General features: G+C 45.5%; 23 protein-coding genes and 1 pseudogene. 5 read left to right on the forward strand and 19 right to left on the reverse strand.

Annotation, left to right across the window (positions count from 1 at the left end; translation table 11 throughout):
- Window positions 1–84: 84 nt before the first annotated feature.
- The 4 genes from EK22_RS08720 to EK22_RS08735 all read right to left on the reverse strand — a co-directional run bounded on the left by EK22_RS08720 (window position 85) and on the right by EK22_RS08735 (window position 2,076).
- Complete coding sequence (locus EK22_RS08720; RefSeq protein ID WP_036250020.1) at window positions 85–423, reverse strand: hypothetical protein; 339 nt, start codon at window positions 421–423, stop codon at window positions 85–87.
- A 99-nt stretch (window positions 424–522) separates the two neighbouring features.
- Complete coding sequence (locus EK22_RS08725) at window positions 523–1,158, reverse strand: methyltransferase family protein (RefSeq protein ID WP_036250023.1); 636 nt, start codon at window positions 1,156–1,158, stop codon at window positions 523–525.
- Window positions 1,155–1,475 carry a DUF2933 domain-containing protein gene (locus tag EK22_RS25550; RefSeq protein WP_369798197.1) on the reverse strand — a complete coding sequence of 107 codons (321 nt, stop codon included), beginning with the start codon at window positions 1,473–1,475 and terminating at the stop codon, window positions 1,155–1,157. Before EK22_RS25550 ends, EK22_RS08725 begins: the two co-directional genes overlap by 4 nt.
- A gap of 145 nt (window positions 1,476–1,620) precedes the next feature.
- Window positions 1,621–2,076, reverse strand: a complete 456-nt coding sequence (locus EK22_RS08735; RefSeq protein ID WP_200882578.1) for a DUF411 domain-containing protein — start codon at window positions 2,074–2,076, stop codon at window positions 1,621–1,623.
- 338 nt (window positions 2,077–2,414) lie between these two features.
- Here EK22_RS08735 and EK22_RS23555 point away from each other — a divergent pair.
- Window positions 2,415–3,075: pseudogene (locus tag EK22_RS23555) on the forward strand (IS5 family transposase).
- A 465-nt stretch (window positions 3,076–3,540) separates the two neighbouring features.
- Here EK22_RS23555 and EK22_RS08745 read toward each other — a convergent pair.
- Complete coding sequence (locus EK22_RS08745; protein ID WP_036250153.1) at window positions 3,541–3,885, reverse strand: hypothetical protein; 345 nt, start codon at window positions 3,883–3,885, stop codon at window positions 3,541–3,543.
- Between the two features lie 1,319 nt (window positions 3,886–5,204).
- Between EK22_RS08745 and EK22_RS23560 the strand changes: the two genes are divergently transcribed.
- From EK22_RS23560 to EK22_RS08755, 4 genes are read left to right on the forward strand one after another with little or no spacing between them, the layout of a single operon-like run.
- On the forward strand, window positions 5,205–5,477 hold the full coding sequence (locus EK22_RS23560) for a WGR domain-containing protein (RefSeq protein ID WP_081917806.1): 273 nt from the start codon (window positions 5,205–5,207) through the stop codon (window positions 5,475–5,477).
- Window positions 5,478–5,495: 18 nt separating this feature from the next.
- Window positions 5,496–5,795 (forward strand): hypothetical protein, encoded by a 300-nt coding sequence (locus EK22_RS24190; protein WP_152565049.1) that lies wholly within the window; start codon window positions 5,496–5,498, stop codon window positions 5,793–5,795.
- Complete coding sequence (locus EK22_RS08750; protein WP_152565050.1) at window positions 5,770–6,681, forward strand: hypothetical protein; 912 nt, start codon at window positions 5,770–5,772, stop codon at window positions 6,679–6,681. Before EK22_RS24190 ends, EK22_RS08750 begins: the two co-directional genes overlap by 26 nt.
- 9 nt (window positions 6,682–6,690) lie before the next feature.
- Complete coding sequence (locus EK22_RS08755; protein ID WP_036250030.1) at window positions 6,691–7,263, forward strand: hypothetical protein; 573 nt, start codon at window positions 6,691–6,693, stop codon at window positions 7,261–7,263.
- A gap of 12 nt (window positions 7,264–7,275) precedes the next feature.
- On the opposite strand, the gene EK22_RS25225 is transcribed toward EK22_RS08755, so the two are convergent.
- The 14 genes from EK22_RS25225 to EK22_RS23085 form a co-directional block, all read right to left on the reverse strand.
- Window positions 7,276–7,551, reverse strand: coding sequence for an RHS repeat-associated core domain-containing protein (locus EK22_RS25225; protein WP_036250032.1), 276 nt, complete (start codon window positions 7,549–7,551; stop codon window positions 7,276–7,278).
- A 131-nt stretch (window positions 7,552–7,682) separates the two neighbouring features.
- The gene (locus EK22_RS08765; RefSeq protein ID WP_036250034.1) at window positions 7,683–8,090 is read right to left on the reverse strand and encodes a hypothetical protein; all 408 of its coding nucleotides are present in this window, start codon (window positions 8,088–8,090) and stop codon (window positions 7,683–7,685) included.
- Window positions 8,091–8,098: 8 nt separating this feature from the next.
- On the reverse strand, window positions 8,099–8,434 hold the full coding sequence (locus EK22_RS08770) for a YbaB/EbfC family nucleoid-associated protein (protein ID WP_036250036.1): 336 nt from the start codon (window positions 8,432–8,434) through the stop codon (window positions 8,099–8,101).
- Window positions 8,435–8,442: 8 nt separating this feature from the next.
- A complete protein-coding gene (locus EK22_RS08775; protein ID WP_036250038.1) occupies window positions 8,443–11,613 on the reverse strand; it encodes a conjugal transfer protein TraG N-terminal domain-containing protein in 3,171 nt (1,056 codons plus the stop codon).
- Between the two features lie 23 nt (window positions 11,614–11,636).
- Window positions 11,637–12,986, reverse strand: a complete 1,350-nt coding sequence (locus tag EK22_RS08780; protein ID WP_036250040.1) for a conjugal transfer protein TraH — start codon at window positions 12,984–12,986, stop codon at window positions 11,637–11,639.
- Window positions 12,987–12,989: 3 nt separating this feature from the next.
- A complete protein-coding gene (locus EK22_RS08785; protein WP_036250043.1) occupies window positions 12,990–13,757 on the reverse strand; it encodes an EAL domain-containing protein in 768 nt (255 codons plus the stop codon).
- Between the two features lie 261 nt (window positions 13,758–14,018).
- Window positions 14,019–14,969: a S49 family peptidase gene (locus tag EK22_RS08790; RefSeq protein ID WP_036250046.1), complete on the reverse strand. Its 951-nt coding sequence runs from the start codon at window positions 14,967–14,969 to the stop codon at window positions 14,019–14,021.
- A gap of 4 nt (window positions 14,970–14,973) precedes the next feature.
- Window positions 14,974–16,011: a conjugal transfer protein TraF gene (gene traF, locus EK22_RS08795; RefSeq protein ID WP_051961800.1), complete on the reverse strand. Its 1,038-nt coding sequence runs from the start codon at window positions 16,009–16,011 to the stop codon at window positions 14,974–14,976.
- The gene (locus EK22_RS08800) at window positions 16,008–16,802 is read right to left on the reverse strand and encodes a hypothetical protein (RefSeq protein ID WP_152565051.1); all 795 of its coding nucleotides are present in this window, start codon (window positions 16,800–16,802) and stop codon (window positions 16,008–16,010) included. Before EK22_RS08800 ends, traF begins: the two co-directional genes overlap by 4 nt.
- Window positions 16,803–16,844: 42 nt before the next feature.
- The gene (gene traC, locus EK22_RS08805) at window positions 16,845–19,250 is read right to left on the reverse strand and encodes a type IV secretion system protein TraC (RefSeq protein WP_051961802.1); all 2,406 of its coding nucleotides are present in this window, start codon (window positions 19,248–19,250) and stop codon (window positions 16,845–16,847) included.
- Window positions 19,251–19,468: 218 nt separating this feature from the next.
- Complete coding sequence (gene traA, locus EK22_RS08810) at window positions 19,469–19,777, reverse strand: TraA family conjugative transfer protein (RefSeq protein WP_020563126.1); 309 nt, start codon at window positions 19,775–19,777, stop codon at window positions 19,469–19,471.
- Window positions 19,778–20,016: 239 nt separating this feature from the next.
- On the reverse strand, window positions 20,017–20,493 hold the full coding sequence (gene traV, locus EK22_RS08815; protein WP_036250054.1) for a type IV conjugative transfer system lipoprotein TraV: 477 nt from the start codon (window positions 20,491–20,493) through the stop codon (window positions 20,017–20,019).
- On the reverse strand, window positions 20,483–21,307 hold the full coding sequence (locus tag EK22_RS08820; protein WP_036250057.1) for a thioredoxin fold domain-containing protein: 825 nt from the start codon (window positions 21,305–21,307) through the stop codon (window positions 20,483–20,485). Before EK22_RS08820 ends, traV begins: the two co-directional genes overlap by 11 nt.
- The gene (locus EK22_RS23085) at window positions 21,288–22,883 is read right to left on the reverse strand and encodes a TraB/VirB10 family protein (protein ID WP_051961804.1); all 1,596 of its coding nucleotides are present in this window, start codon (window positions 22,881–22,883) and stop codon (window positions 21,288–21,290) included. Before EK22_RS23085 ends, EK22_RS08820 begins: the two co-directional genes overlap by 20 nt.
- Between the last annotated feature and the right edge of the window lie 9 nt (window positions 22,884–22,892).

Here is a 22,892-nt window from a genome sequence, read left to right on the forward strand (position 1 = left end):
ATCCAGAATAAGGATAATTAATGGCTATATTCTTACTTCATTGCCAGGAGATGGCAATATTCCCATCCCCTGGCTATAAAAACGTTACATCTGGCGATGCAGATTTGCCAATTCCAAGTTTTCTTCGGCCGCTTTTTCATATGCATTGATCAACCCTCGGCAATGCGATTGAAGATCTAGCGCCCGTCTTCCGTAGATATAACTTTTAGACTCATATTGGCTAAGAAGTCTCTTATGCTCATCGGCTTTAAGCTGCATTTCTTTTGCCGCTTCTTCATAGTGTTCCGCCAGCGCCTCATGATCGGCTTTAGTTCCTGCGTTTCGCACGGCCACGCTCATGTCCATCGGATGCGGATTCCTCTCGGCGCAAGCGGCCAGCAATCCGAGAATAATGAACAGGGAAATTAATAATTTGGTTCTCATGGGTTTTCTCCAAAGTAGGTCAATAGTTAAAATGACATTGTTTTTCAGATTGTTAATATAGTAGTTCGGTTGCTAATGACATTACTCATCATCCGCCATTTAGATTTTAAATCGTGGGAAGAATGCCGGTACACGATCCGCATATTTTGAATATGCTTCCCCAAATTCAGCATAGGCTTCTCTTTCTTCGGTTCGGGCAAGTCGGACGTACATGTAGAGCAAAATCGGAAACATCGCCACTGTCACAATGGTTGGCCATTGCAGCAGAAATCCGAACATGATCATCACGAACCCGGCGTACTGCGGATGCCGGATTTTTGCGTAGGGACCGGTTGTGGCCAAGGTATGCTGGCGTTGCGCCCGGTACAGCACTCGCCATGCGCTGGATAACAGAAAGAACCCGGCAACGGTCAAAATGCTGCTGATCAAGTGAAAGGGGCCGAAGTGCGGGTTGCCTCGCCAGCCGAACAGGTCTTCCAGCAGATGGCCGGCATCATGCGAAAGCGGATCGATGCCGGGAATACGCTTGGTGAGCCAGCCGGAAAGCAGATAAATGGTAAGTGGAAAGCCGTACATCTCGGTGAACAGTGCCACGATGAAGGCGGAGAAGGCGCCGAAAGAGCGCCAGTCGCGCTTGCTTTGCGGCTTGGCGAAGCTGAAGGCGAAAATGATGAATACCAGCGAATTGATAATGACCAGCGACCAGAGTCCATAAGCCGGAGATGGGGCGTTCATTTCCTGTCTCCTTCGGTTGTGTCGTGGTTGTGGGCATGATGGCCATGGCCGCCGTGACCGTGATGCATGAACAGATGCATCAGTGGACAGGCCAGCAGGAACAGGTAAGGCAGGATGCCCAGCACATGGGCGCGATGCTCTGTGAACAGCAGGAATACGGCAATTAAAAGAAACCCGTAAAACACCCACCTGCCCTTGGCGATGTGGTGCGTCTCGCGCTCATCGGTCATGATGCTCTCCTTTTTTGTCTGATTAATCAAAGGTAAACACTCGGCTTTTCTGGGGGAATCCAAGAGTTTGACAATTCCGGGAATCATCGCGGGTCTCCCAATTTGAGAACCGCCTAAAGTTCAATAGATGAGGAAACTCACGATGAATTCACCAAAGGGTTTATATCATACAAAATGGGAATGAAAGGCCTGTAGTAAGGACGGGGCAATCAAACTTTTCATGGAGCTTCTCCTAGGGTTTAGTGTCTGGCAAAAAAGCGGGTGCTGCCGTCCCCTGGACAAGCAGGGTTTCATAGGGAACGGGCTTGGCGGTTTCCATGCCCGGAGAACCGGGCGGCATGGAGGGAACGGCCAAGCCGAGAGCTTGGGGTTTTTCCTTGAGCAGACGCTGGATGTCGGCGGCGGGAACATGGCCTTCGATGACGTAGTCGCCGACCCGGGCGGTGTGGCAGGAACCCAGGCGATCGGGCATACCCAGTTTTTTCCCCGCTGCCGGAACGTCGTTCACTTCGTGGGTGTTTACCTGAAAATCATTTTGTTGCAGGTGATTGATCCATTTTCCGCAGCAACCGCACTGGGGACTCTTGAACACTTCCACTTGCGTCTCAGCTTGCGCCCAAGCGCTGCCGGTGCTGACGAGGAAGACTAACAGCAAGGAGCGAAAGTGTGGTTTCAGAACTGATTTCATGACTGATTCGCAGTTAATTTGAACGCGTCCAGTTTAATCAGTTGTTCCTTACGGGAGGCTGACCGGAATATTACATTTGCGTTATCTTCCGGGACTTGGTTTGTGCTTAGAAAGGCTAAACTACTGATAATGTCAAATCGGCCAGAGCCTACAGTATTCTATACAGGGCCTTTTAAGCCTCACAAAAAAACAAGCCAAACTTCGCATCCATTTTTTCCCCCAACGATAGAATATATGCCCCGGGATGTTACGTCGCATTAAACTACAGGATGTTCTCAATTAGAATTTAAAAAACGGCTCAGTCTGGTGTATGGTACTGGTATTTGTGGGTAAAAAAGATGACACGGGGGCTACTCAGGGACGACCAATGGGAACGGATCAAGGAGCATTTACTTGGTAAATGCCAGTGATTGCGGTGTGACGGCTGCTGATAATCGATTATTTGTCGAAGCGGTACTCTGGATTGCCAGAACAGGTTCGCCGTGGCGAGATCTGCTGGCCTGCTTCGGACATTGGCATCGGGTTTATGTGGGCTATCACCGTTCGCGTGATAAAGGCACCTGAGCAAAACTCTTAGCCGCCGCCAGTGATGATCCAGACCTGGAGTATCTGATGGTAGACGGCCGCATCGTTCGCGTTCATTCATCCACACGGCGCGGGAAAAAAAACAGCAGCACGGAAGAAGCGATGGGCAAGTCCCGCGGCGGCTTGAGCACAAAAATTCATGCAACGGTGGATGCCTTGGGCAATCCGGTTCGCTTATTGCTCACCCCCGGTGAGACTTCCGAATTCACCCAGCAAGCACGGCCTGTTATTCCGCCGAAGGCATAGAAAAGCCCCGAGAGATGACAAAAAGGCATTGTATAAAGAGCGCAATCTGGTGGAACGTGCTTTCTGAAATTGAAACATTTTCGCCGCATCGCCACGAGCTATGAGCAGTTGGCTATCACTTATCAATCGATGCTTAACTTGGTCGCCAGCATGATTTGGCTTAATTGAGAACACCCTGTAGGTTAACTGTAACCGTGAAACGCGTTACGGCATCGTATTGCAAATGCCGCAAAGCCGGATCCGTAGCCAGTCCTATAGTCGGATCGCCAGCAAATTCCGTGATAATAACAGCAACGGAACGATCATGCACTGATTGTCGGTCTACATATTAAAGAATCAATGAAAAGGATTTTTTCGTTTACGGAAAAATCCCGAATAACAAGCAGTGCAGCAAAAGCGCCAGCTGTCGGATGCCATGAAAAAGTTCAACAAAGGGCAATTACGCACCAAAACAAAGATTATTGCACCAACAATGCGCATAAAACCTGTTAAAAGCTCGGATAATATCCAAGCCTCAGAAAAATCATGTGTTTTTGTTATCGAATGACACCCCAGCAAGTATTATCTCATAGTTACTTCGCTCTGAATTGGTGCGCCCTTACGCCAAAAAGCGCACCAAGACTCTTAACATTATTACTGCGCCATTGTCCGATGCAACTCGGCCATCGCGTGGTTCTCGGTTACGGCGTTCTGATAGACGCCTATCAAAGTTTGACAGTGTTGTTCAAAAATTGGTGCTTGTCTGCCATACAAATAACTTTTCGCCCGATATTGTTCGAGAAGCTTTTTGTGTTCCTCAACTTTGGCCTGCATTTCGTTCGCTGTTGCATCATAATGCTCAGCCAGCGCCTCATGATCGGCTTTGGTTCCCGCGTTTCGCACGGCCACGCTCATATCCATCGGATGCGATTTTATCTCGCTACAGGCTACTAACACTCCGAACAATAATACTAGAACAATGAATAGTTTATTTTTCATCACCATACTCCAAACCAGTTGACAGAAATTTGTATATAACGGGCAAACATAGAGCAATATCTATACCATCTTGCCAGTCGCTTAACAGGGAGCGACACTGAAAGTTGAAAAGAATACGGCATTATAGTGATGCTCATGCTAATAACAATGTAAAGTCTGTTGGCATTTGTCTATAAATTTTGGAATTAAGTATGCTGTCTGGGTGGTTCTAGACACATCAGTCCTCTGAGTTTGAAAATGATAAAATATCTATACGATGCCCTGCATATGCAGGTTAGCAAAGTCACCGATCCATGACAATTTGTCAGGGACAGCAGGATTACCAGAGTCGCGCGACTAGTAAATAAAATCTGCCAGCCCTCCACGATCTAATAACCTCAAAGTCCCTGCCTCGAACACAAGGAGACAGGCCAAGTTCACTCTAGCAAAAGCCACCATCGCATCTGGCGCTTTAATCTGCGGCGCCGCCAATGTAGATCCAGTTAGCATAATTATCAGCGTTGCCAACGTTTCAGCAAATCAAGCGTCAACCGCTTTCGTTTTTGCTCCAGATCACAAGGCTCCTGATTCATTCATTCGTGACGGTAGCGATATTGAAGCCATTGTCGAACAAACTGCCGAACACTTTGACAATTTTGCCATGCAAATGCCCGGTGTCCTGGGCAAAAAGCTTAAATCCGTCATGAAACACGGATCTAAAGCAATCCTCATGGAAGACTCAGAAAGCAAAGCCGCCGAAGAAAAAATGATCGGTTTATTGGCTCAAGGTCTGAGACATATCGGTGATGCAATGGCCGCAGACATGTTTCGGTCTGCATAAAACGCTCGCGTATAATGAACTTGCCGAAAGCATTTCGATCATCTCTAATGCTTGGGGGATGACGAAAGCCAAAAGCGATGCACTAGCCAAGTGAAGAACTAAGCCTTATATGCTTGGGGGCTGAATTCAAAACTCGGTGTTCGGAAGGCCTTGATTGGTTCTTATGCTTGGGAATTCTTCAAGGAAAAAACGGAAAATGATGCTTTAATGCTTGGAGGCTGATTTTTCCGTTGGAATTCGAAAGACTCAAAAGCCAACCTTAAATGCTTGAGGTTGGCTTTTTTGTTTCAGTGGTATAGATTCATAAAGAGACCGAAAAATCCAGTCTTTCACCGCGGCTATAATTTCTTCAATGAATTACCGTAAATTCAGGTTAGGTGGAAAAATCTTTATATAGCCCTCTTCGTCATGACAATTCATTCATTGCATCTGTTGACAGCCATTGATTCAGTTTGTAATCTGACAAAATTGTAAAGTCCCCATAAGAAAATAGGGTTTTATGTCTTTTGCCTACCTCGAACGCCACGATTCTTTAAAGAATATGCACCGTTTTTACCAGATTTCCGTTTCCCCAGGCATTCTTGGGGATTGGTCTTTGGTGCGCGAATGGGGAAGAAAGGGATCTCCTGGAACAGTTAAAAAAGACTGGTATTTATCAAAGGAAGAGGCCATAGAGGCAGGTCAACAAATCATGGAAGCAAAGCGAAGAAAGGGTTATCTGATTATTCCGTTATCCAGTTTTGATGGAAATACCCGGCAGTCTTGCTCATAAAATGGCAGGTTCTAATTTATGGAAGCAATCATTAATTTTTGGAATTATCTAAAAACATTTTTAATAGTAAAACTTGGCTTTGTCTCGACGGTAATCGATCGTCGAATAGCACGCAGATCTATTGCATATATCGATAAGTCACAATTTTACTTAAACGATCTGAAAGAAGATGGAGAAGGCGATCACTCTGTGGTCAATCACTTGACCGCTATCCCAAAACCGGGATTTTATTTGTCACGGACCGATGCTGCAACTAACGGCTGTTTGTTGGGACCAATGGATATGGATGCGGATGATGGTCCCGGTCTTTATTACTGACGAGCATATGGACTTGATGAAAAATTGTATTTACCCGATTATTTTTTCTGCTGTTTTTTTACTGACTGGTTGCGGATCCCCAGGCGTGAAAACTTACGCCCAAAATCCATTTAACCCTGATGCCAAAATTACCCGCGTTTCTGCACGATCTTCAAGTTCTCAGAATCCTGGAAAAGCTTCAGATCAGACTGTATTGAATGCTGCCTCTGTTGGATTGGCTGTTGCCAGCAGACCTGTCCACGGAGCAATTACTTCTCACGGCGCCGATATAGGTATCGCAGCTGCACTTTTTCTGGAGTCTGTTGGCTCTGCAAAACCCAAAAATATTGCTGACAATGCAAATTATCTTGCTGTGGCTATGCCATTGACCGAGGTTTCAAACGAGCTAGATGCCCAACTAAAAATGAGCGAACATGTGGAAAGAGCCATTACGCGAGCTCTTGGCACGGATTATCAGACCAGAATTGAGGAATACGACGATCATTATGCGTTCGACAGGACGCTACGGCCGAGATGGATTCGAGTCAACGGCCCGTTATGTGAAAACTGGTCCTGCCAGATCCATACTCCTGTCCCTTCTGCAACAGCACTGCAATGGGAAGGTCGAATGACAATAAAGAAAGTTGTCACTGGTCAGGAAGCTTATGTTTATGAAAAGCCATGTGAGCAACAATCAATTGGTCTTGTAAAAATCACAAATGAGTATGACAAGGAAGGTTTCTTTGCAGGAAAGCGACATTATGTCGAAGGTACGGAAATACCTGATTTCGATTATGCTCAATTTTTCCAACGGATTTCTGAGAATCTGCCGGAATGGGCATATCTCAGGGTAGCCCAAAAAGAAACTACGCCATACACGCTCAATCGAGGTGTAATTGTTCAGTAAGGGGCACACATGAAAAAGTTAGCCTGGTTTTACTTTTTAACTTTGATGATTAGCATCTTATCCGGATGCTCAGGGAGCACTGTCGCTCTGATCGATCCGATCATCCAACAACAGGCGCCAAAGCTCATTATCGTTTCCCACCCAGTGGGCGAAGGTTATTATGCCGTTCTGGATAAAACCCATGGCCATTGGCAAGTTTTGTCGATATCTACTACCCCTATAACTCGTCGCGCTAATGACAAGCAAGAAATCTTGTTCGTTAACCGCAGGCTCAGAAGCATTGCCCCAAGCTTCGATCCGAGGGTGTACACCGGTCAAGCTACCGAATGTACGCCCTATATTGACGATGATCAGTTTTATGGCTTGTGCAACAGCTATTTTTCCACTTCTGATGTTGGTACCAGCATTGTAAGAAACTTCACTTCATGCTTTTTCACGCTGTGCCTGGCTGCCGGCACTCGGGAAGTTTTGGATCACGGCAAAATTCAACAGGTCGTACTTGAAAGCAATTTGATCGATATCGTGAAACAGTTGAATTCGGCCGAAAGTCATCAAGTTTATTTGGCTGGACTTTCACGATAACACTCCTTTATTTCACTGATTGGCTAAAACAAACGGATCGTAGTAACGCTGGCCGTTGTAGTGGAAGCCGGTCTCGCTGTCGAAGTATTGGCCGGGGAAGCGGAGATTGAACGTTCTGGTGGCGGTCGACGGTTGGCTCATGCCGAATGCTTCGCCATTACCTAAAATTGATACCACCTGACTGTAGCTATCGCCAAGGTGCAAACCATTAACAGTCGGAACGGAATTTTGATCATAGGCCGCCGTCAGTGACATAACTGCCAATAGTCCTAACAGTAGTTTTTTCATCGCTTTTACGCGAGAAACCGGGATTTGGCAACCGGTTGGGATAGCGCCCGCCGCAGCGGCTGATCTCGCTTTTCCTTAAAATGAATGCTATCAAGTGAAAATTGGGGATATATTGAAAAAGGAGGGCAAAGTCACTTTTTATTTTGTTTGCCAGAGGAAGAACGCTTGGTTTTTGTTTCTTCCTTTTTGTTTTCCGCATGTTGTTTGGCGATATATTCGTCTCGCATTTTTTGCAGTTCTGGAGGGAGACTGCCTGGCTTAACATCTGTGGTTTCTCTCATGAACATCGGTACCTGTCCACTTGGAGCTGGGCCGATCGTATTCAATTTTCCCGGTACCGATGACAATTGTTCGGTCGATATTGGCGGGGCTTGAAGCTCAATCTCAGACGGCATCGGAATATCACCATTTTTCAGTTGAACGGCTCCTCCGGCATCGATCAATTTTGGCTCGTCGATTTGAAGGCCATGGTCCGCAAATACGTTTACCGTGGATACCGCTGATACAGCCAAAAAGGCCAGTGAAAATTTGTTCATCATTACCGTCCTTATTTAACTGTGATGCCGTTCTGTGCGTTGAATTGTTCAGCAACATCGGCGGTCAGTTGTTTGTTTGCTTCTCTTACCGCTGACAATGCTTTGTTTACTACCGAAGTCAAGGCTGCTTCGACTGTTTCGTGAGAATTTTTCAAGAACTCATCAGCGATGGATAACTGTTTGATTTCCCGCATGCCGTTTACGATAACACTCACGTTGCCATCTTCACTCTTACTAGCAAATTCTTTTTTCTCGAATTCCGCTTTTGCTTGATCCAGTTGCATTTTGTATTTCAAACCAAGTTCGGCTGATTTCTTTTTGTTTAATTTGTTTTTGGGTCTTAACATGATTTCCTCTATTTTTTAGGGATTGGTGGTAAGTCGTTATCTGAAACATCACTTGGTTGAATTGGCCGTTTGTCACTCGAATCCGATAATGCGCCTGATACTGCGTTATTAATGTAATCTTCAGCTGTTTCAATACCTTCTCGAAGACCGGTCATCGCCGATTTAGCGGTTTTGGCTACCGGGGTAACTGTGCTGTCATAAAGCAACGATCCTTCGTTTCGGAAAGCTCTACCAGCCATCTCAGACATGTCCTTGCTGTTATCGATTTTGCCGCCATTTTCGATTTTCTGACGAACATCATCTGCTTTGCCAAGGTTTCCGCCTTTAAGAGCAGAATCGATCTCCGCTTTGCGTGAATCATCTTCTGCCGATAGGGTCACTGGTTTGATCTGTTTTGCGGCTTGCTTGAGGTCTGAAGTGTACCCAGAACCATGCTTATTGCCGCCGACATGATCTATTGACGCCTGTTTCGGTTCAGCGGTGTGGCTAGTTTTTGTGCCATGAGCATGGTGTTCTGACGCGTGTGGTGTCTGGTGTTTCATTGAGGTTTTATGATAGCTACCATTGCTTTCAGATTCAGAATCATTATTTCCGCGTTTTGATTGATTACCCGCTAACTCAGGTTTTTCAATCGTAGTGCCTTTACCTGCTTTAGAGGATTTGCCTTCGTCATCACTGCCTTGGCTTTCGCTCCAATCCTCAGCCAAGGATTTAATGTCATCAGCGGATTGATTCCCCATGATGTCCTTAATGCTTTTTTGGTCGTTTTGGAATTGTGTAGGCGTAATATCGACTCCAGATCCACTGGATGTTGGCATTAGTGCTTTGTTTACAATTTCCGCCGCTTTTATCGGATCGGCTTGGTTGAGTTTCAAAAAGCCAGCCAACGCCTCTCTATCATCACCAAATATGCCGCTGGCACTAGATCGATTGATATCATACTGAGCATCGTCAGATAGCTTTTGGTAAGCCTCGCCCCCCATGCTTTCTGCAATGGCTTGATTTGCCAGATTGATGTCCACAATCGCACCCGAAGTGTTAAGGCGTCTCGCCAAATCTTGGTAAGACATAGATAGCGATTTTCCAGAAGAGTCTTGCATAGACGCGGTTTGGCTGAATGTCTCGCTGGCCTGGCTCACGGCTTGCAATTGGCTTAGGTACTGTTCTGCATGTCCCTTCATCTCTTCCGAACCGAAATAGGTTTGGTCTTGATGTTGCTGAGCACTTTGCTGCATTTTCTGAACTTGAGTACTGCCTGAGTATTCGCGGTTCCAAACGTTTTGGATAGCGTCGGACAATTCTTTCGATTTTCCCGCATCCATTCCGACCTGAGACTGTAGTTGAGCGTTACCGGAGGCACCGATAGAGGAAGACTGAATACCCATGCCCGTGCTAAGACCAGCAGAAATGGCCGAACTTACACCGGTGGTTATCGCTTCCTTCTCCGCATCTGTCCGTCCTACCTTGTCGGCAATCGTTCTTCCCGTAGATGCAGCCCAACGGTCCGATTCAGCCGTAGAATTGCTCAAAGCACTCATGATGGAATTTGCATCAGAGCTAGTGGTTCCCGATTTTTGAGAGGTTTGCAAGGAACTGCTAAGCGTCTGACTTGCGGACGAACTTGCACTTCGTAGCGAGGCCGTAGCGCTTTGCGCCGCCCTTCCGAATGTCGAGGATGTTGAGAACGTGGTGTCGGCCATCCCCGATTTCTTTGGCCCTGTGTTCGGTGAGTATTCGGATTTTGATCCCAGCGTCATAGGAGAATCAATTTTGATCGGATCAGGGGCAGTCGCTCCTGTTTTAACGCTGCTAGATGCGGCAGATGTCATTTTTCCAGACAAGTTTGTTGCTGCAACAGATCCGCCATAAACGATCATGAGTGCAAGTGCGGGGACGCTTGAAGCCAGCATCCCGCCAGCCGATAACCACGTTTCAATGGTTTCAAATACCTGGTCATGCATGACCATCGCATCAAGACCTGTACCATTGGAACCCGCATAGTTCGCTACGGCCTCAAGAGCTCTGGTTGTGACAACGGTGATATACATGTTGCATACCGCCATCAATGGACCCCATAGCGATATCCAAAGCATGAGCTGGATATACCTGACCATCATGGTCATCCCGATAGGCCCTAACGTGGTCAGAAAGGCCACAATCGGCGATATCGCCACAGTGAACATTTCAACAAATGCCATCAATGGTCTGGCGATTTCGTTGAACATGGTTTGTTCAGCCGCCCATTGTTGCTTTAATTGTTCTTTGGCTGGCCGATGAATGAAAGCTGCCCGCCCATCTTCAAGATAGGATTTTAATAAGGCGTTTTCCATGTAAGTTTGCGAATCTTGCCCAGCGATATTGAGAGCAGCTTTAGCCTGATCGATTTTTTCAGATGCTCTTACAGATGCATCAGTTATCCCTAAAACGCCTGAAACATACCGATCCATTTGGTCAACGAAGTCCTGTCCTCTCAAATATGAAATCAATGTAGCGTAAGCGTCCTTGCAGGATTTTTGTTCTCCCTGGGGAGGAGAGGAAGGCAGTTTGACCAAGATATCGACGTTGACGAATGATGTTTTGATGGCATCGAGTAACCCGGTCGATTTAAGGAGCGTTTCTTTGGTGACTTCATGATCACTTTCGTTAAGATCCAAATCCAGCATCACACAATTTTCAATGTATGTGTCAATCGTTTCCCCAACCGATCCTGATAGGTCACCATCTGAACCGGCAGTTCCTAGAGAAAGGTTCTGTAGTTTCATTAGGGTTTTCAGTGCATTCAAATACCCGTTTTCCAATAAGCTGGCCTCTGACGGTGTCGAGAATGCGGTCTCAAACATGGTTGTCATTTTTACGCCCATGGTCGAAATAATGGACATCGGTGCAGCAATGCCGAGGGGAACGTTGGCAACTGTTCTTACCTGCCCGGTGTATACGTCCTCGATAACAACGGTATCTTTTGGCACGAACAGGACTAAATACGCAATCAAACCAATCAATGAATAGCGGAGCGGGAATTCCTGATTGGTCAAGTAATTGATGGATACTAAAAGAACGCCTATCGTTGCACCGGCGCGAATGAGTTTGGTTAAACTTCCGTTACCGAAAATCATCGCTGCACCTTGGAAGGTGTTGTAAAGCATTTCTGCGTCACCAATACTTAATACTTCGTAAGCCATAAAAATACCTTTTGCTAATGGTCTTAATGAATCCTGTTGTTCATTGGTGTGCGCAAGCTGTCTTTGATACTTTTTTGCAATTGGATTAATGAATTGATGCCGGCAATGCTTTCGCCTGTGATCCGTCTTTCTTCTTTGATCTGATCCCTAACATCTCGCATAACAGCCAGCATGGATGAATCGAGCGGTCGGCCAGTACCTTTAACAGCGTTATCAACCACACCATACATTTCCTCGACAATGCGGTTTGTTAATTCTGATGCCACGACATCCACCAAACGATCTGCGATTAGGCCAGCCGACTGCGGTTCAGCCGCTGCACCTCTTAACAACCCATAAACACCAGGGGATGATGCTTCGATAAATTTCTGCTCATCAGCCGTAAATGCATCATTCGTGTCGCGGCTAGTCATTTTGCGAATAATGCCGCCTGTACCGGTTGATTGTAGGCCCGTGCCCCATACCATCGCTTTAGCTCGGGAACGCATACCTTGGATTGTGATGGTTTCTTTCTCTCCGCTAGGCAACAAGCATTCTCCGGATTCGCATTTGTAAATCTCAATGGAGCCGCCCTCGATCAAATCTCTGACTTTGACGATCGGTTGTCTGAAGTCATATTTCACATCGCTTCCGTCATCCTTTTTACTGATAATCAACGTCCCCGTTAAACTCATCAAAGTCATTTTGATTTGATCGTCACCATTCACAAACCAATTCGCCGCATTCGATTCAGTTAATGCCTCATACACCACATTGCCGGTAATTTCGTCAGAACGACCATTTTGAATAAGCACCTGTGTAGGTGAACTTGCGTTTTTTTCTTCTGAATTGAAATAGTCATCAACAAATCCAAGGCCTGTGTTGATAGTTGATGCTTCCCGTCTGCGTTCGTGAGCCCAATTTTGAAGACCGGTAGCATTTACGATTGCTTTACCTGCTTCGCAGGAATTTCTCATCAAAGCGTTGATTTTTGCGATTTCGCTTTGCAGTTTAGAAATGACTTGGGCGCAAGTTGGACACATACCCTCGATTGCAAGCTGGAATGCATATCCAATCGCTGCTTGGGCAATGCTTCTTGCCAACTGAGTGAATTGGGCTCCATTGATGAATGAGAATGAGCCTGCAAACATATCGATACCATTACATCCGCCTCTTGCGCTTGGTGGCACAAATGAGATCAGGTTTGGGTGAACAACCTTATTATGCATCGTGATTCCGCCACCAGTAATTACGCCTCTCCGTTGTGTCTCGTATGAACCGCCCGGAGTGACGTTGATCATGTCGGTAAACATCCCTTTAATTTCATTGTCCAGGTTAGCATTAGCCGGACTGACCCAAAAAAGCGGCAATAGGATTAGTAACAGTTTTGACATAAATCAAACCCATGCTAAGTCAGGGAAAAGATCGATTTTCCGATCGTAATAAGGATTGCCTTTGTTTTTTTTCAGCGTTCTAACTGGCTTAGGCAAGGGATGGTTTCTAGATAAATAATAGCCTTGGCCATATTTGATCCCCATCAAAATAGCGCAGGTCACATCTGATTTCGAATAAAGATCATCCGCAACAATTTTGATATTTTTGGAATTAATCTTTTCAATGACCGCATGACATACAGATGCTGAATAGGTGTCTTCTTGCATTTCTCTAATAACACCTTTTTTTATTTTTAAAACATCCACGGATTCGTACAAAGCGATCAAATTAAAATCTAATGGTCTAGCGTTTGATAGACCTCTTTTTATACCAAGTTTTTGAAACCATTCTAAAAGCCCCGTATGCTCGGCCATGACTCCCTCAGCATTAATCCCATGCATGTTTAACATTATTTCAACTAGGTTAAGCGGCACGTATTGAGCTAATTTCTCAAGAAAAATCCCCAGTCTCTTTTTGTCCATGTGGCTATTGACAGACCATGAGAGGTAAAGCTTTTCACCAGACATTTCTGACCAATGCTGTAAGTATTCGCTGATTTGAGGAAGTAAGTTTTTTTCATTACTCGACTCAAGAACATTAAAAATTTCTAAGTCACTTAGAAATTTTTGTCCTATCTTGACTTGTACATCCAGCCCGACAATATTTGTCTCTACAAGATGAAAAACCGGGGTAAAAACAGGTGTATAAAGTGGATTCTGCAATGCCTTCATAAACAATATTACAAGTCGATGTCTAAAAGCCTACTATGCATAAGTTTTCATCAACCTGTATTATCGAAAGACACTGTTTTTAAGCGTCTCTTTCGTAGAAGCTTGCCTTTTTGAAATGCAGCGTCTACTTGTCCAGCATGTCGACACATCAGGATTGACATGTACCCGCCCTGAAGCAAGGGCGGTTTACTGCTTTGGTGACAGATAACTTGACACGGGGATTGCCTGCTAAAACTCACCTTATTCCCAAGGTTGTCGGCGTTATTCGACTAGAGCCAAGACTTTTTCAACTGCTTTTGTTCCAAGCTGAGAAAGAAACCCTTTGGCCTGGTTAGTTGGTCCAAAATCGTGTGTTTTGGCATGCCATTCATTACTCACCACTCCCTCGATCGTACCGATTTCATCGATTAGGCCAATGGCTAAAGCTTCTTCGCCTCCCCATATTTCGCCGGTCGTATAATCGAATCCTTCCTTGAGCTTAGCGCCTCGTTTGCTTTTAAATTCGTCAGCAAAGACTACGGCCATCTGGTTGACCATTTCCTGGGCTTTGGCTTCGGACTCTTTTGACATAACCACAAAGGGGTTAAGCATATTTTTGTGTACTCCTGATGCATAGAATCGTTGGGTTACGTCAAATTTTTCGGCCAACTTATGAAGATCCCAACCTGTAATGACCGCTCCAATTGACCCAACCAGGCTGTACCTGCCTGCAACAATCTTGTCGGCGTGTAAAGCAAGCAGATAGGCGGCCGACGCACCCGTGTTACCAATAAAGGCATAGACCGGCTTCCCTGTTTCACTCTTTAGTCGATCAATGGTTTGGCCAACGCGTTCAGACTCAAATGGTTGTCCGCCTGGGCTGTCGATATTCAGAGCAATAGCCTTCACCTTGGGCGAATTGAAGGCTTTTTCCAGTACCGGTACCAATTCTTCCGCTGAGGCCAGCTGGCCTGACCCAATTGATCCGGATACATTCACAACACCAACTATCTCGGCATTAGGAATTAGCCTGTAGCCCAAACTGCTCGCATAAAACGCGAGGTAGACAGCGAATAGTAAGGCGCCAATCGTGGAAAAGGTAAATCGTTTGATCCATTTCCACCGACGTTCACTTTTCCTTTCGTTCATCAGATCCATTAGAACTTGATCTGCTAATAGAGATTTAATGTCTTCTTGAGGTTGATTGTTTTGATCGACTACTTTGTTGGTCATAAGGTCACATTTTTTTCTTTAAATTATTTCGAATGATTTTTACCAGTTCACCAGGCTTGTCCATGGTGTCTTCATCAATACTCTTGATCGTCTCGTTATCAACCTGGATAGGTGTCACGGTTAAGGTTTCGTCGTATTCATCGTTATTGAGCCAACCGTTTTCATGAGAAAGTGCAATGGCACGGCGAATAATCTCGTCACCAGATAACAGTCCTTGACCTATTTGAATAGCGCCGCCGTTTTCACCGGGCTTGACCAGAAATAAGGCAGGAGTTGTCTCAACGCCTAGTTTTTTGCCCTGTCCATGATCGGTAATGAACTCCGGAAACGCTCCTCCCGGAAGAGGCAAACCATCAAGTGCGATCGGCAGAACTTTGAATCCGAATGCATTCATAAGGCCTTTCAAAACACCGGCTTCTTTGACGCAAAACTCGCAGGTGCTGTAATAGAAAAACCAAATGCCGGCTTGCTCAGCCAATTTCTTAGCTGCTTTTTGGGTGCCACGGTTTGACATATCGTCTTTGGCAAACGCCCCGAAAGTTGCAATCGGCCGCCTAGCGTTTTCATCAAGAACCGCATCCCTCATCATCAGCTTCTGAGATGCATCGGCAAATTTTTCAGCCTTATCCAGCATGACTCGCTGCAGGTACATATACGTCGATACGTTTTCAGCTGTTGGATCATCAATAGCTTTATCCCTAAATTTCTCCATGTTTTTCCGAAACCATTCCGAGGAAAGGGGCTTTGGATCTAATGGTTTCGCGAGCGTCCGTTCTTCTTTTTTCTCTGGCCTAGTTAGCGGCGGAGGCTCTTGGATGGGTTGTTCAACATCATTGACTTCTTCGGTCAAGGGATCTTCATACCAGAACCACCCCCTTTCCTTATTTTCGTAAAAGGGGGCATTGTCGGGTATTACGGAGATTTGTTCGCGACCATCTGAAACACCGAAAAAATTAGTTCCTTCACTTTCGCTACCATGTACATGCGTAATATGGCCGACTAGAGAGGCGGCCACCACATAAGGCAGGAGTCGATTTATCACGCGGTTGTGTCTGATAAGTTTTCGTCAGCACTCAAGGCATCGACAGGTAGGTTAGAAACGCCTGCTGAGCCTGACTGGCTTTTCTTTGCGGATTTTTTTTCAGGCGCTGGCAAGGAATCGCTTTCGTCAACATCTGTATCTTTTTCAATTGCCTCGATGATTTCGGTTTCAGATACAGCAATTTCTTCAGACGTTGAACCGCTTAAAGCATCCCTTGCAATTTCCCTAGCTCTTCTTTGTTCATAAAATCGATTCTTCACGCCCTCCATCAGCGCCCTGCAGCGTTGGTGAACATCAGTAAATTCTTTCTCGATTTCGGCCAAAGCTTGTCGCTTTTGCGTGTCATCCAACTGGCAAGCCAACCACAATGCTCTGAGTTTCTCTTCCAAATCCCGTGCCGCATTAAGCGTATTCAAAAAAAGCTTGGCAATCGGATCGATGATCGTTACGTTGACGCTTTCGTACTGGGCTTCGCCGACTTTAATGTTCGCCTTTTTGATGAGTTGGTCTGCGACAACGATTTTTTTCACAATGCTTTCATTTACATCTTTGATCATTGCGATCATTTCTTTTGTAATTTGTTGCTCAACATCGAAACCTTGGCCGTTACTACAATAGAACCTTGTCAAATAAGCCGCCCTTGATACTTCTCTGAACCTACGTCGATAGATTCTTAGCACAGTTTCAGAAAAGTTTGATTTTTCGTGAATCCTGCTATTCCGGCAATTTTGAATGAAGTTTCTTCTAAGAGCAGTTTCTCTGCTGAGTCGATTTTGAGTATTTTCCGCCATGGTATTTCTCTTGCTGAGTTATTAAGAATTAATGCTTATTCGCTATTCGTCTGATAATAGGATGTCTTCGATCGCTTCGGCTGTTGTCATGCCTCGATTGGTTCTTTCCGCGATCTTTTTGATATCGTTCGGATGAGTCGAATAGAGAAGTTTTGTGTACTTATCAACCATAAGACGACCGATTCCAACGCCATAACTGGTGACGAAAAATATTTCCGAATACTGTCCTGTTACCGTATGAACCGATTTAAGAAAGGTGTAGCCACCTTCTCCAATCATTAAGCGGTTTTGCCGTTTAATGGATTCAATCGTTTCTGGTTTTTGATACAGCAAGTACAGGTTTGCCGAGTTTTCTGCGATTGCGATGCCTGATGGCGAGCTGTAAAGGTCATTAAGCGATTGAGTGATCGTTATGGCCGCTCCGTTGTACTTCCGGAACCGACGGTAGCCCGTCTCAATGAACCGCGCGATATTGCCCTTCGCCAATAAATCCCAGGCTTCGTCAATGATCAGGATTTTTCTTTGATCACGATTACCGAGGTACATCGCCTGTTGAATTTGGTAAATCAAGATCAACAGTACGACCTGTTGCAGGTGACTCCTACCTTTCAGTTCTTCAAGCTCAAGACATGTCAGTGATTTATTAAAGTTCACGTTGTTCATGCCGTTAAAGAATCGACCGTATTCACCCTGAGTTGTAAAGGCAAATAGCTGATGCCCCATATCTACAACCCGCCGATCTTCATCTTCGAGCAATTTGTTCGCTACCAAATCAACGGTCATCGAGCTTTCATGTTCATCCCACAGTTCTTTGAGAATGGTTCTGAGTCGCGCAATCTGTAAATCCGACAACTTGTCTTCCATGGCCGCCATCGATACAATGATGCCAACCAGCATGTCGGCTTCTTCGTTGTAGTTTTTGATGATTTGGAATGGGTTCAGACAAATTTCACTATCCTCGCCAAACTCAACGAAGTCGCCTCCGATCATCTTTGTCAGTTTTTCGTATGACCGCCCGATGTCGATTACCCAGCACTTGGCGCCTGAGCTGATATACGACGTGATGATATCGTTCGTCAGGAACGATTTACCTGAACCTGACGCGGCAACAACACAGGTGTTGTAGTTCGTATTCGAATCGAATATATCCATATTCATGATCTGTCCGCCACGCGATATAAACGTCAATTGTGGCGTCCCAGTCCCACTCCAGTCGGCAACGATTGGCAAAAATTCAACTGCATGCTTTGAGCCGCAACGTTTATATCTTTGCAAAAATTTTACGGCTTGGAGATCGGCGCAAAAGGGTATCGAGTTGACCAGCATTGGAAGCGTAATAAACTTGTCTTCCTTCATGGCCCAGCCGATTTCACTGAAATAGGTTTGGGCCTCTGTTAGCCGTGTTTCGCTTTGCCCGAGTGAATCAGTGAATAAGCCAACGCATAATTTGATCTTGAGAATCCTGTCGCCGTCATTAATGGACTTAAACAAAAGATCTGAGCTCTCTTTTTTGAAGATCAATTTGGGGTTGAACTTCAGCATAGGACCGAATGCCTGGTAGTTGATTACGTTCCGCTCTTTATCCGCTTTTTGTTTCTCGACAGCATTGTCGGGAATGAAGATATTCAAGTTGATAAAAAAATTTCCGTGAATTCCTCGATTGCCAGTCAATGGATCGCCAATCATTCTTCGGATATTTTGCAGGCTCATCTGTGCCGGCAAGCGTCCAGGGGACAATATCCTAAGCCGCTTATCTCCTAACCAGACGCCGTTGGCATTTGTTTGCAACATGTCGTCATATTCGCTCAACTGCTCGTTGATTGGAGATATGTCATCGTAATAAGGCGCCGGCGAACGCCAGTTTGCGGACGGCCCCCAATGCAGAATTTGCCCAACCACGCGCAAGTACATTTCGGCATCGATGGTTTGCGGAAGAAACCCAGCCGATTTCAAGGTTTGTTCGAACGATAACCGGAGATCTTTTGCCGCAGAGATTTCATGCTGAGTTGGAAGCTGGTTCTTCTTTTCGAGAGGTACTTTGATGGTGAATATCGTCTTGTATTCTCGAATGAATGATTGAGCATGAAGACTAATCGCCTGGCTAGAACCATCGGTTAACATCTTCAATCGATTATTCATCGATTGTTTCAATGCTTCATCCTTGGTGTCTCGAATGTGCTTGATTTTGTCCAGGGTTGGCCGAATGTCTTGAGACCCCATCAACATTACTTGAATGAAGCTTTCTTTGGGATAGTCAAACGAAAACAGAACGTTTAGACGTTGAGTTATTGAGTCATCGCCACCAGGCAATGGCTTACAGATAAAACCAAATCCAATATATCCATCAGCCATTGTGAATAAAGACGTTTCTTCATCAAATGACTCGACTGGTACAAGCTCGCTCAGCGTATGACGCTTGAGTTGCTTTTCATATACAAATGCACCCACAAATTACTCCCCTTATTTTTGGCTACTGAATCCATTCTAGAGGGATGTATTTATTTGCATCTCGGTGAAAGGCGCTGTTTTTCGGCCTCTTTTGTTTCTTGTTGAGCTTTTGAAAAAAAGGCCGCTCACCAATGACAATGAGCGACCTTTCTGGGGGTACAACTAACAACAATTTACTGCTCTGCGCCCGCCGGTTAGAACGGGTGCTTCCGTTGGAGTTACACCAAAGCGGAAACAACACCGCTGATGACGGTTGGGCCGTAGTACAGAGCCAGCGCTCCACCGATGCCAACAACAACAGCAACGATAGATTGGTTGATGATGCCGGCAGACAAACCCACCATGAACATACCCAGAGCAATGATTTTGCCCAAGGTACCTTGAGTCCAGCCTACCAACAGAGTGTAGATGTCGTCGAATTCGGTACCGCCAGTACCAGCCATCGCGTCGGTAGACAAAAGGGCGGCAGCAGCCACGGCAGAAGCAACAACAGCTTTGTTAGCAAAAAGGGCTTTCAATTGTTTCATGATTTACAACTCCAAAAATATGCTTGATTAAGGTGGCCAGCTATTTGCAATTCGCCGACTGGGGTTCTGTTCCGGAACAAGTTCATTTTCTAGAAAAAATCAACTTTGTTTAAGCTCGAAAGATGTCAAAAATAGATGCTCTTTCGGTGGAGAATCTAAAGGCTATCTGTTTTACCCGCCTTTCGACCGAGCATAAAAAAACCGAACACGAGGTTCGGTTTTTTTGTTGAAGTGTTTCGTTATTTTCCTGATGTGGGTGTTTGAACCGATAAAGGAGATATCGCCGTTCCAGGCGATCGAAAACGATCCCCAAGATTCCATCGCCTGCTCTCAATTTCTGTGTACATATATCCGTCAGCGTGGAGATCGCCATCATCATCTTCCCAAGGCGCCATCCAAATACGCATCACCTTGGCCTGCGTTCTTATTGGAATCGGTTGCTCGATACTTGGCACTGCCACCTGACTGGTTCCGTTCTGAATATGACCGGTGACGATTGCTTTTCCCGTCTCAGACTTATCGGATTCCGCTATCGTTTTTACGTAATCCGAAGACTCGGTGGCTTGATAAACCTGACGTGCTGACATACAGCGCACCCCATCAACACCACCTGGACAGGAAAAGTCTCCTTGTCCAATTCCTAAGAACGAACACCCATTTAAAAGCGCCGCAAACAAAGCCAAAAATATAGACTTGAAGTGTCGATTATCTACCATTGATTTCATCCTCAAGGTCTTTTTCCAATAATGTTTTGAATGATGGCACGCCACCTTTGAATGTGTTCTTTGATGGTAAAAAGATGAAAGGTACTCCCTGAATATCCAGCAATTTAGTGGCTACAACTGCTTTTTGCAGCGGTTTTAGATCACATGACCCTTCTTTACGAACCAGTGCTGGTAGTTTGGCATAATCCTTCGCAATCAACGCCTTCAAAGATTGCTCTTTATCTTGATTGCATATCAGCTTTTTGCTGATCTCAGCTGATTCCTTTCCGAGAACAGGGATCAAGACCAACTTGAATGAATACTCTTTACCCAACGGTTCAAGCTGAACAATAAGGTCGTGACAATAGTTGCATTGAGGGTCTACAAATATAGTCACCTCTTTCTTGCCTTTGCCTATGGCGAACGTAGATAGTTCATCTGGATTTAGGCCAATTTTCCTCAAGTCTACTTTGTCAATGCCTTTGGTATCTGATACTGATCCAATAACCTTTCCTTGCCACATATCAACTAGCTTGAAATTACCCGCAACGACAAAATGACCGTTATCCGTGATCAAGAACGTTCTTTCACCCGCCTTAACCATCGATAATCCCGTCACCGGTAATCGCTTCACTTCGTCGACGCTACGCATGATGTCTTTGACTTCTGCCGTCATTTCAGTGTCTGCTTTTGGTTTGTTAGGCTGAGCCGCATCTATCCCTACTGCATGTGCTTCTCCCCAAAACATAACCAGGGCAAACAAAACCGATGTCTTTTTCAACATTATTTTCTCCAAAATATTTAATTTAGCGTCGATAGCCGCCATAACTGCCTCCCATGTTGCCGCCCATACGAGAACCTAAATAACCGCCAACACCCTGTCCGCCACTACTGAGCATTCCGCTCATCATGTTTCCCATCATTTCGTTTCCATACATCTCATTATTTCCGCCCCCGTAACTTGAGCTCGCATTACGTGTATTTCCTGCCATGCCCGATCCCTGTTGGTTGGATTTTGATCTCGGTGACAACGACATACCGCGGATCATGATGAAGTCGATTTTTCTACCGGCATCAACTTCAATAATTGGGAAAATGTTTTTAGCCATTTCCAGATAATAATCCGCAATCTGCTCCGCAGCGCCTTTGACGCCACCCATTAGCGCTTGACCACCAATCATCTCTGGAGAAGGGTATTGAAATACCTGTTCCTGCCCAGGCGATACATTCGTATAGGCCTTAACTTTTTGCGGCGCAAACGCATTGGTAATACCGGATACAAAACCAGACAACAGTGAATTTGCAATGATTTGTCCGTTTTTGCTGACCAATCGACCTCTTACACCCGCTTTCCCGTCTTCGCCAACAGAGTATGCATCGATAGCTGTTTCAATGATTGCGCCATCTTTCTTCACACATGAAATACGCTCTGCACGCATATATGCACGTTCAGCACTCAGGTCACCGTAGCCACTGGCAATCAGGAAACACTCCCGAATATCCATCCTATATCGGTTTGGTAAAATTGCCTCATGCTTGACCCGCAATAGAGCTGGAAACGGATCATTGCGAGATTGGTTAGATGTAGGCGCATCAAGCCCCGTTACCAGGGTGCCGCTTAAAATACTGCCAGCCGGTAAGAACATATCCGGAACACCGTTTTTGCCTGACGGTTTTTTGATGTTCACATATTCAGTGATTCTTTTTTCCCCCTGTTTTTTGGCAGCACCGGCATCAGTGCTCGGGCCGCTTTTGGCATTTTTTTGTGCTTCTTCACCGGTACCAGTTACCACGCGAATTTTCGGGCCAGTTTCTGTCGGCGAAACATCGCCATTTGAGGCTGGAGGACCTTGTTGGCCTAACAAATCTGGCTGAGGAAGCTCTTTGCCTCCTTTTTTCCCGCGGCCCTTTCCATTTTCATTGCCCTGGTCATCCAGCGGCACACCGGGCAGCGGGATCTGGTTTTTCAGGCTTTCTTGTGCCGCGCTCATTTGCTGCATAAGATCTCCTGTCTGTTGCGCTAATCGCTCTGTTTTGCGATTCAGCTCGTCAGTTTGCATTTTTAGTGATTTTGACGCTTCTTGAATTTTTTGATCCTGGCGTTGAAACAGGGCTCGAATCTCAGAAAAATCCTCAGTCAGTTTTTTTATTCTTCCTGCCATGGCATCAATGGACACGTCACGCGGGCTTTTGCCGTTGAACAACGTGTATTCGACTTTCCTGGGTTTTTGAAGAAAGTTATTAGAAGTGTTATCCGATGTGGCCGAGATGAGAATTGCTGCCACAATGAACAATGCACCGCTCCCGCCGAATAACGTTAATTGCTTTCGCTTGGTAGGATCGAGCTTTTCATACCATTCGATGATTTTTTCCTTGGCGGTCTTCTTTTCAAGATCGATCATAATGATTCT

The sequence above is a fragment of the Methylobacter sp. BBA5.1 genome (assembly GCF_000746145.1).
In the GTDB taxonomy this organism is placed as follows: Bacteria; Pseudomonadota; Gammaproteobacteria; order Methylococcales; family Methylomonadaceae; genus Methylobacter; species Methylobacter marinus.

Excerpts from the sequence above, each read along its gene's own strand:
- EK22_RS08745 (WP_036250153.1), bottom strand. The coding sequence starts at position 3,885 with ATGAAAAATAAACTATTCATTGTTCTAGTATTATTGTTCGGAGTGTTA.
- EK22_RS08800 (WP_152565051.1), bottom strand. The coding sequence starts at position 16,802 with ATGGCGGAAAATACTCAAAATCGACTCAGCAGAGAAACTGCTCTTAGA.
- EK22_RS08765 (WP_036250034.1), bottom strand. The coding sequence starts at position 8,090 with ATGATGAACAAATTTTCACTGGCCTTTTTGGCTGTATCAGCGGTATCC.
- EK22_RS25225 (WP_036250032.1), bottom strand. The coding sequence starts at position 7,551 with ATGAAAAAACTACTGTTAGGACTATTGGCAGTTATGTCACTGACGGCG.
- EK22_RS08725 (WP_036250023.1), bottom strand. The coding sequence starts at position 1,158 with ATGAACGCCCCATCTCCGGCTTATGGACTCTGGTCGCTGGTCATTATC.
- EK22_RS08755 (WP_036250030.1), top strand. The coding sequence starts at position 6,691 with ATGAAAAAGTTAGCCTGGTTTTACTTTTTAACTTTGATGATTAGCATC.
- EK22_RS08770 (WP_036250036.1), bottom strand. The coding sequence starts at position 8,434 with ATGTTAAGACCCAAAAACAAATTAAACAAAAAGAAATCAGCCGAACTT.
- EK22_RS23560 (WP_081917806.1), top strand. The coding sequence starts at position 5,205 with ATGTCTTTTGCCTACCTCGAACGCCACGATTCTTTAAAGAATATGCAC.
- EK22_RS08785 (WP_036250043.1), bottom strand. The coding sequence starts at position 13,757 with ATGAAGGCATTGCAGAATCCACTTTATACACCTGTTTTTACCCCGGTT.
- EK22_RS08775 (WP_036250038.1), bottom strand. The coding sequence starts at position 11,613 with ATGGCTTACGAAGTATTAAGTATTGGTGACGCAGAAATGCTTTACAAC.
- EK22_RS08790 (WP_036250046.1), bottom strand. The coding sequence starts at position 14,969 with ATGACCAACAAAGTAGTCGATCAAAACAATCAACCTCAAGAAGACATT.
- traV (WP_036250054.1), bottom strand. The coding sequence starts at position 20,493 with ATGGTAGATAATCGACACTTCAAGTCTATATTTTTGGCTTTGTTTGCG.
- EK22_RS24190 (WP_152565049.1), top strand. The coding sequence starts at position 5,496 with ATGGAAGCAATCATTAATTTTTGGAATTATCTAAAAACATTTTTAATA.
- EK22_RS08735 (WP_200882578.1), bottom strand. The coding sequence starts at position 2,076 with ATGAAATCAGTTCTGAAACCACACTTTCGCTCCTTGCTGTTAGTCTTC.
- traA (WP_020563126.1), bottom strand. The coding sequence starts at position 19,777 with ATGAAACAATTGAAAGCCCTTTTTGCTAACAAAGCTGTTGTTGCTTCT.
- EK22_RS08750 (WP_152565050.1), top strand. The coding sequence starts at position 5,770 with ATGATGGTCCCGGTCTTTATTACTGACGAGCATATGGACTTGATGAAA.
- EK22_RS08820 (WP_036250057.1), bottom strand. The coding sequence starts at position 21,307 with ATGGCGGCTATCGACGCTAAATTAAATATTTTGGAGAAAATAATGTTG.
- EK22_RS08780 (WP_036250040.1), bottom strand. The coding sequence starts at position 12,986 with ATGTCAAAACTGTTACTAATCCTATTGCCGCTTTTTTGGGTCAGTCCG.
- EK22_RS23085 (WP_051961804.1), bottom strand. The coding sequence starts at position 22,883 with ATGATCGATCTTGAAAAGAAGACCGCCAAGGAAAAAATCATCGAATGG.
- EK22_RS25550 (WP_369798197.1), bottom strand. The coding sequence starts at position 1,475 with ATGATTCCCGGAATTGTCAAACTCTTGGATTCCCCCAGAAAAGCCGAG.
- EK22_RS08720 (WP_036250020.1), bottom strand. The coding sequence starts at position 423 with ATGAGAACCAAATTATTAATTTCCCTGTTCATTATTCTCGGATTGCTG.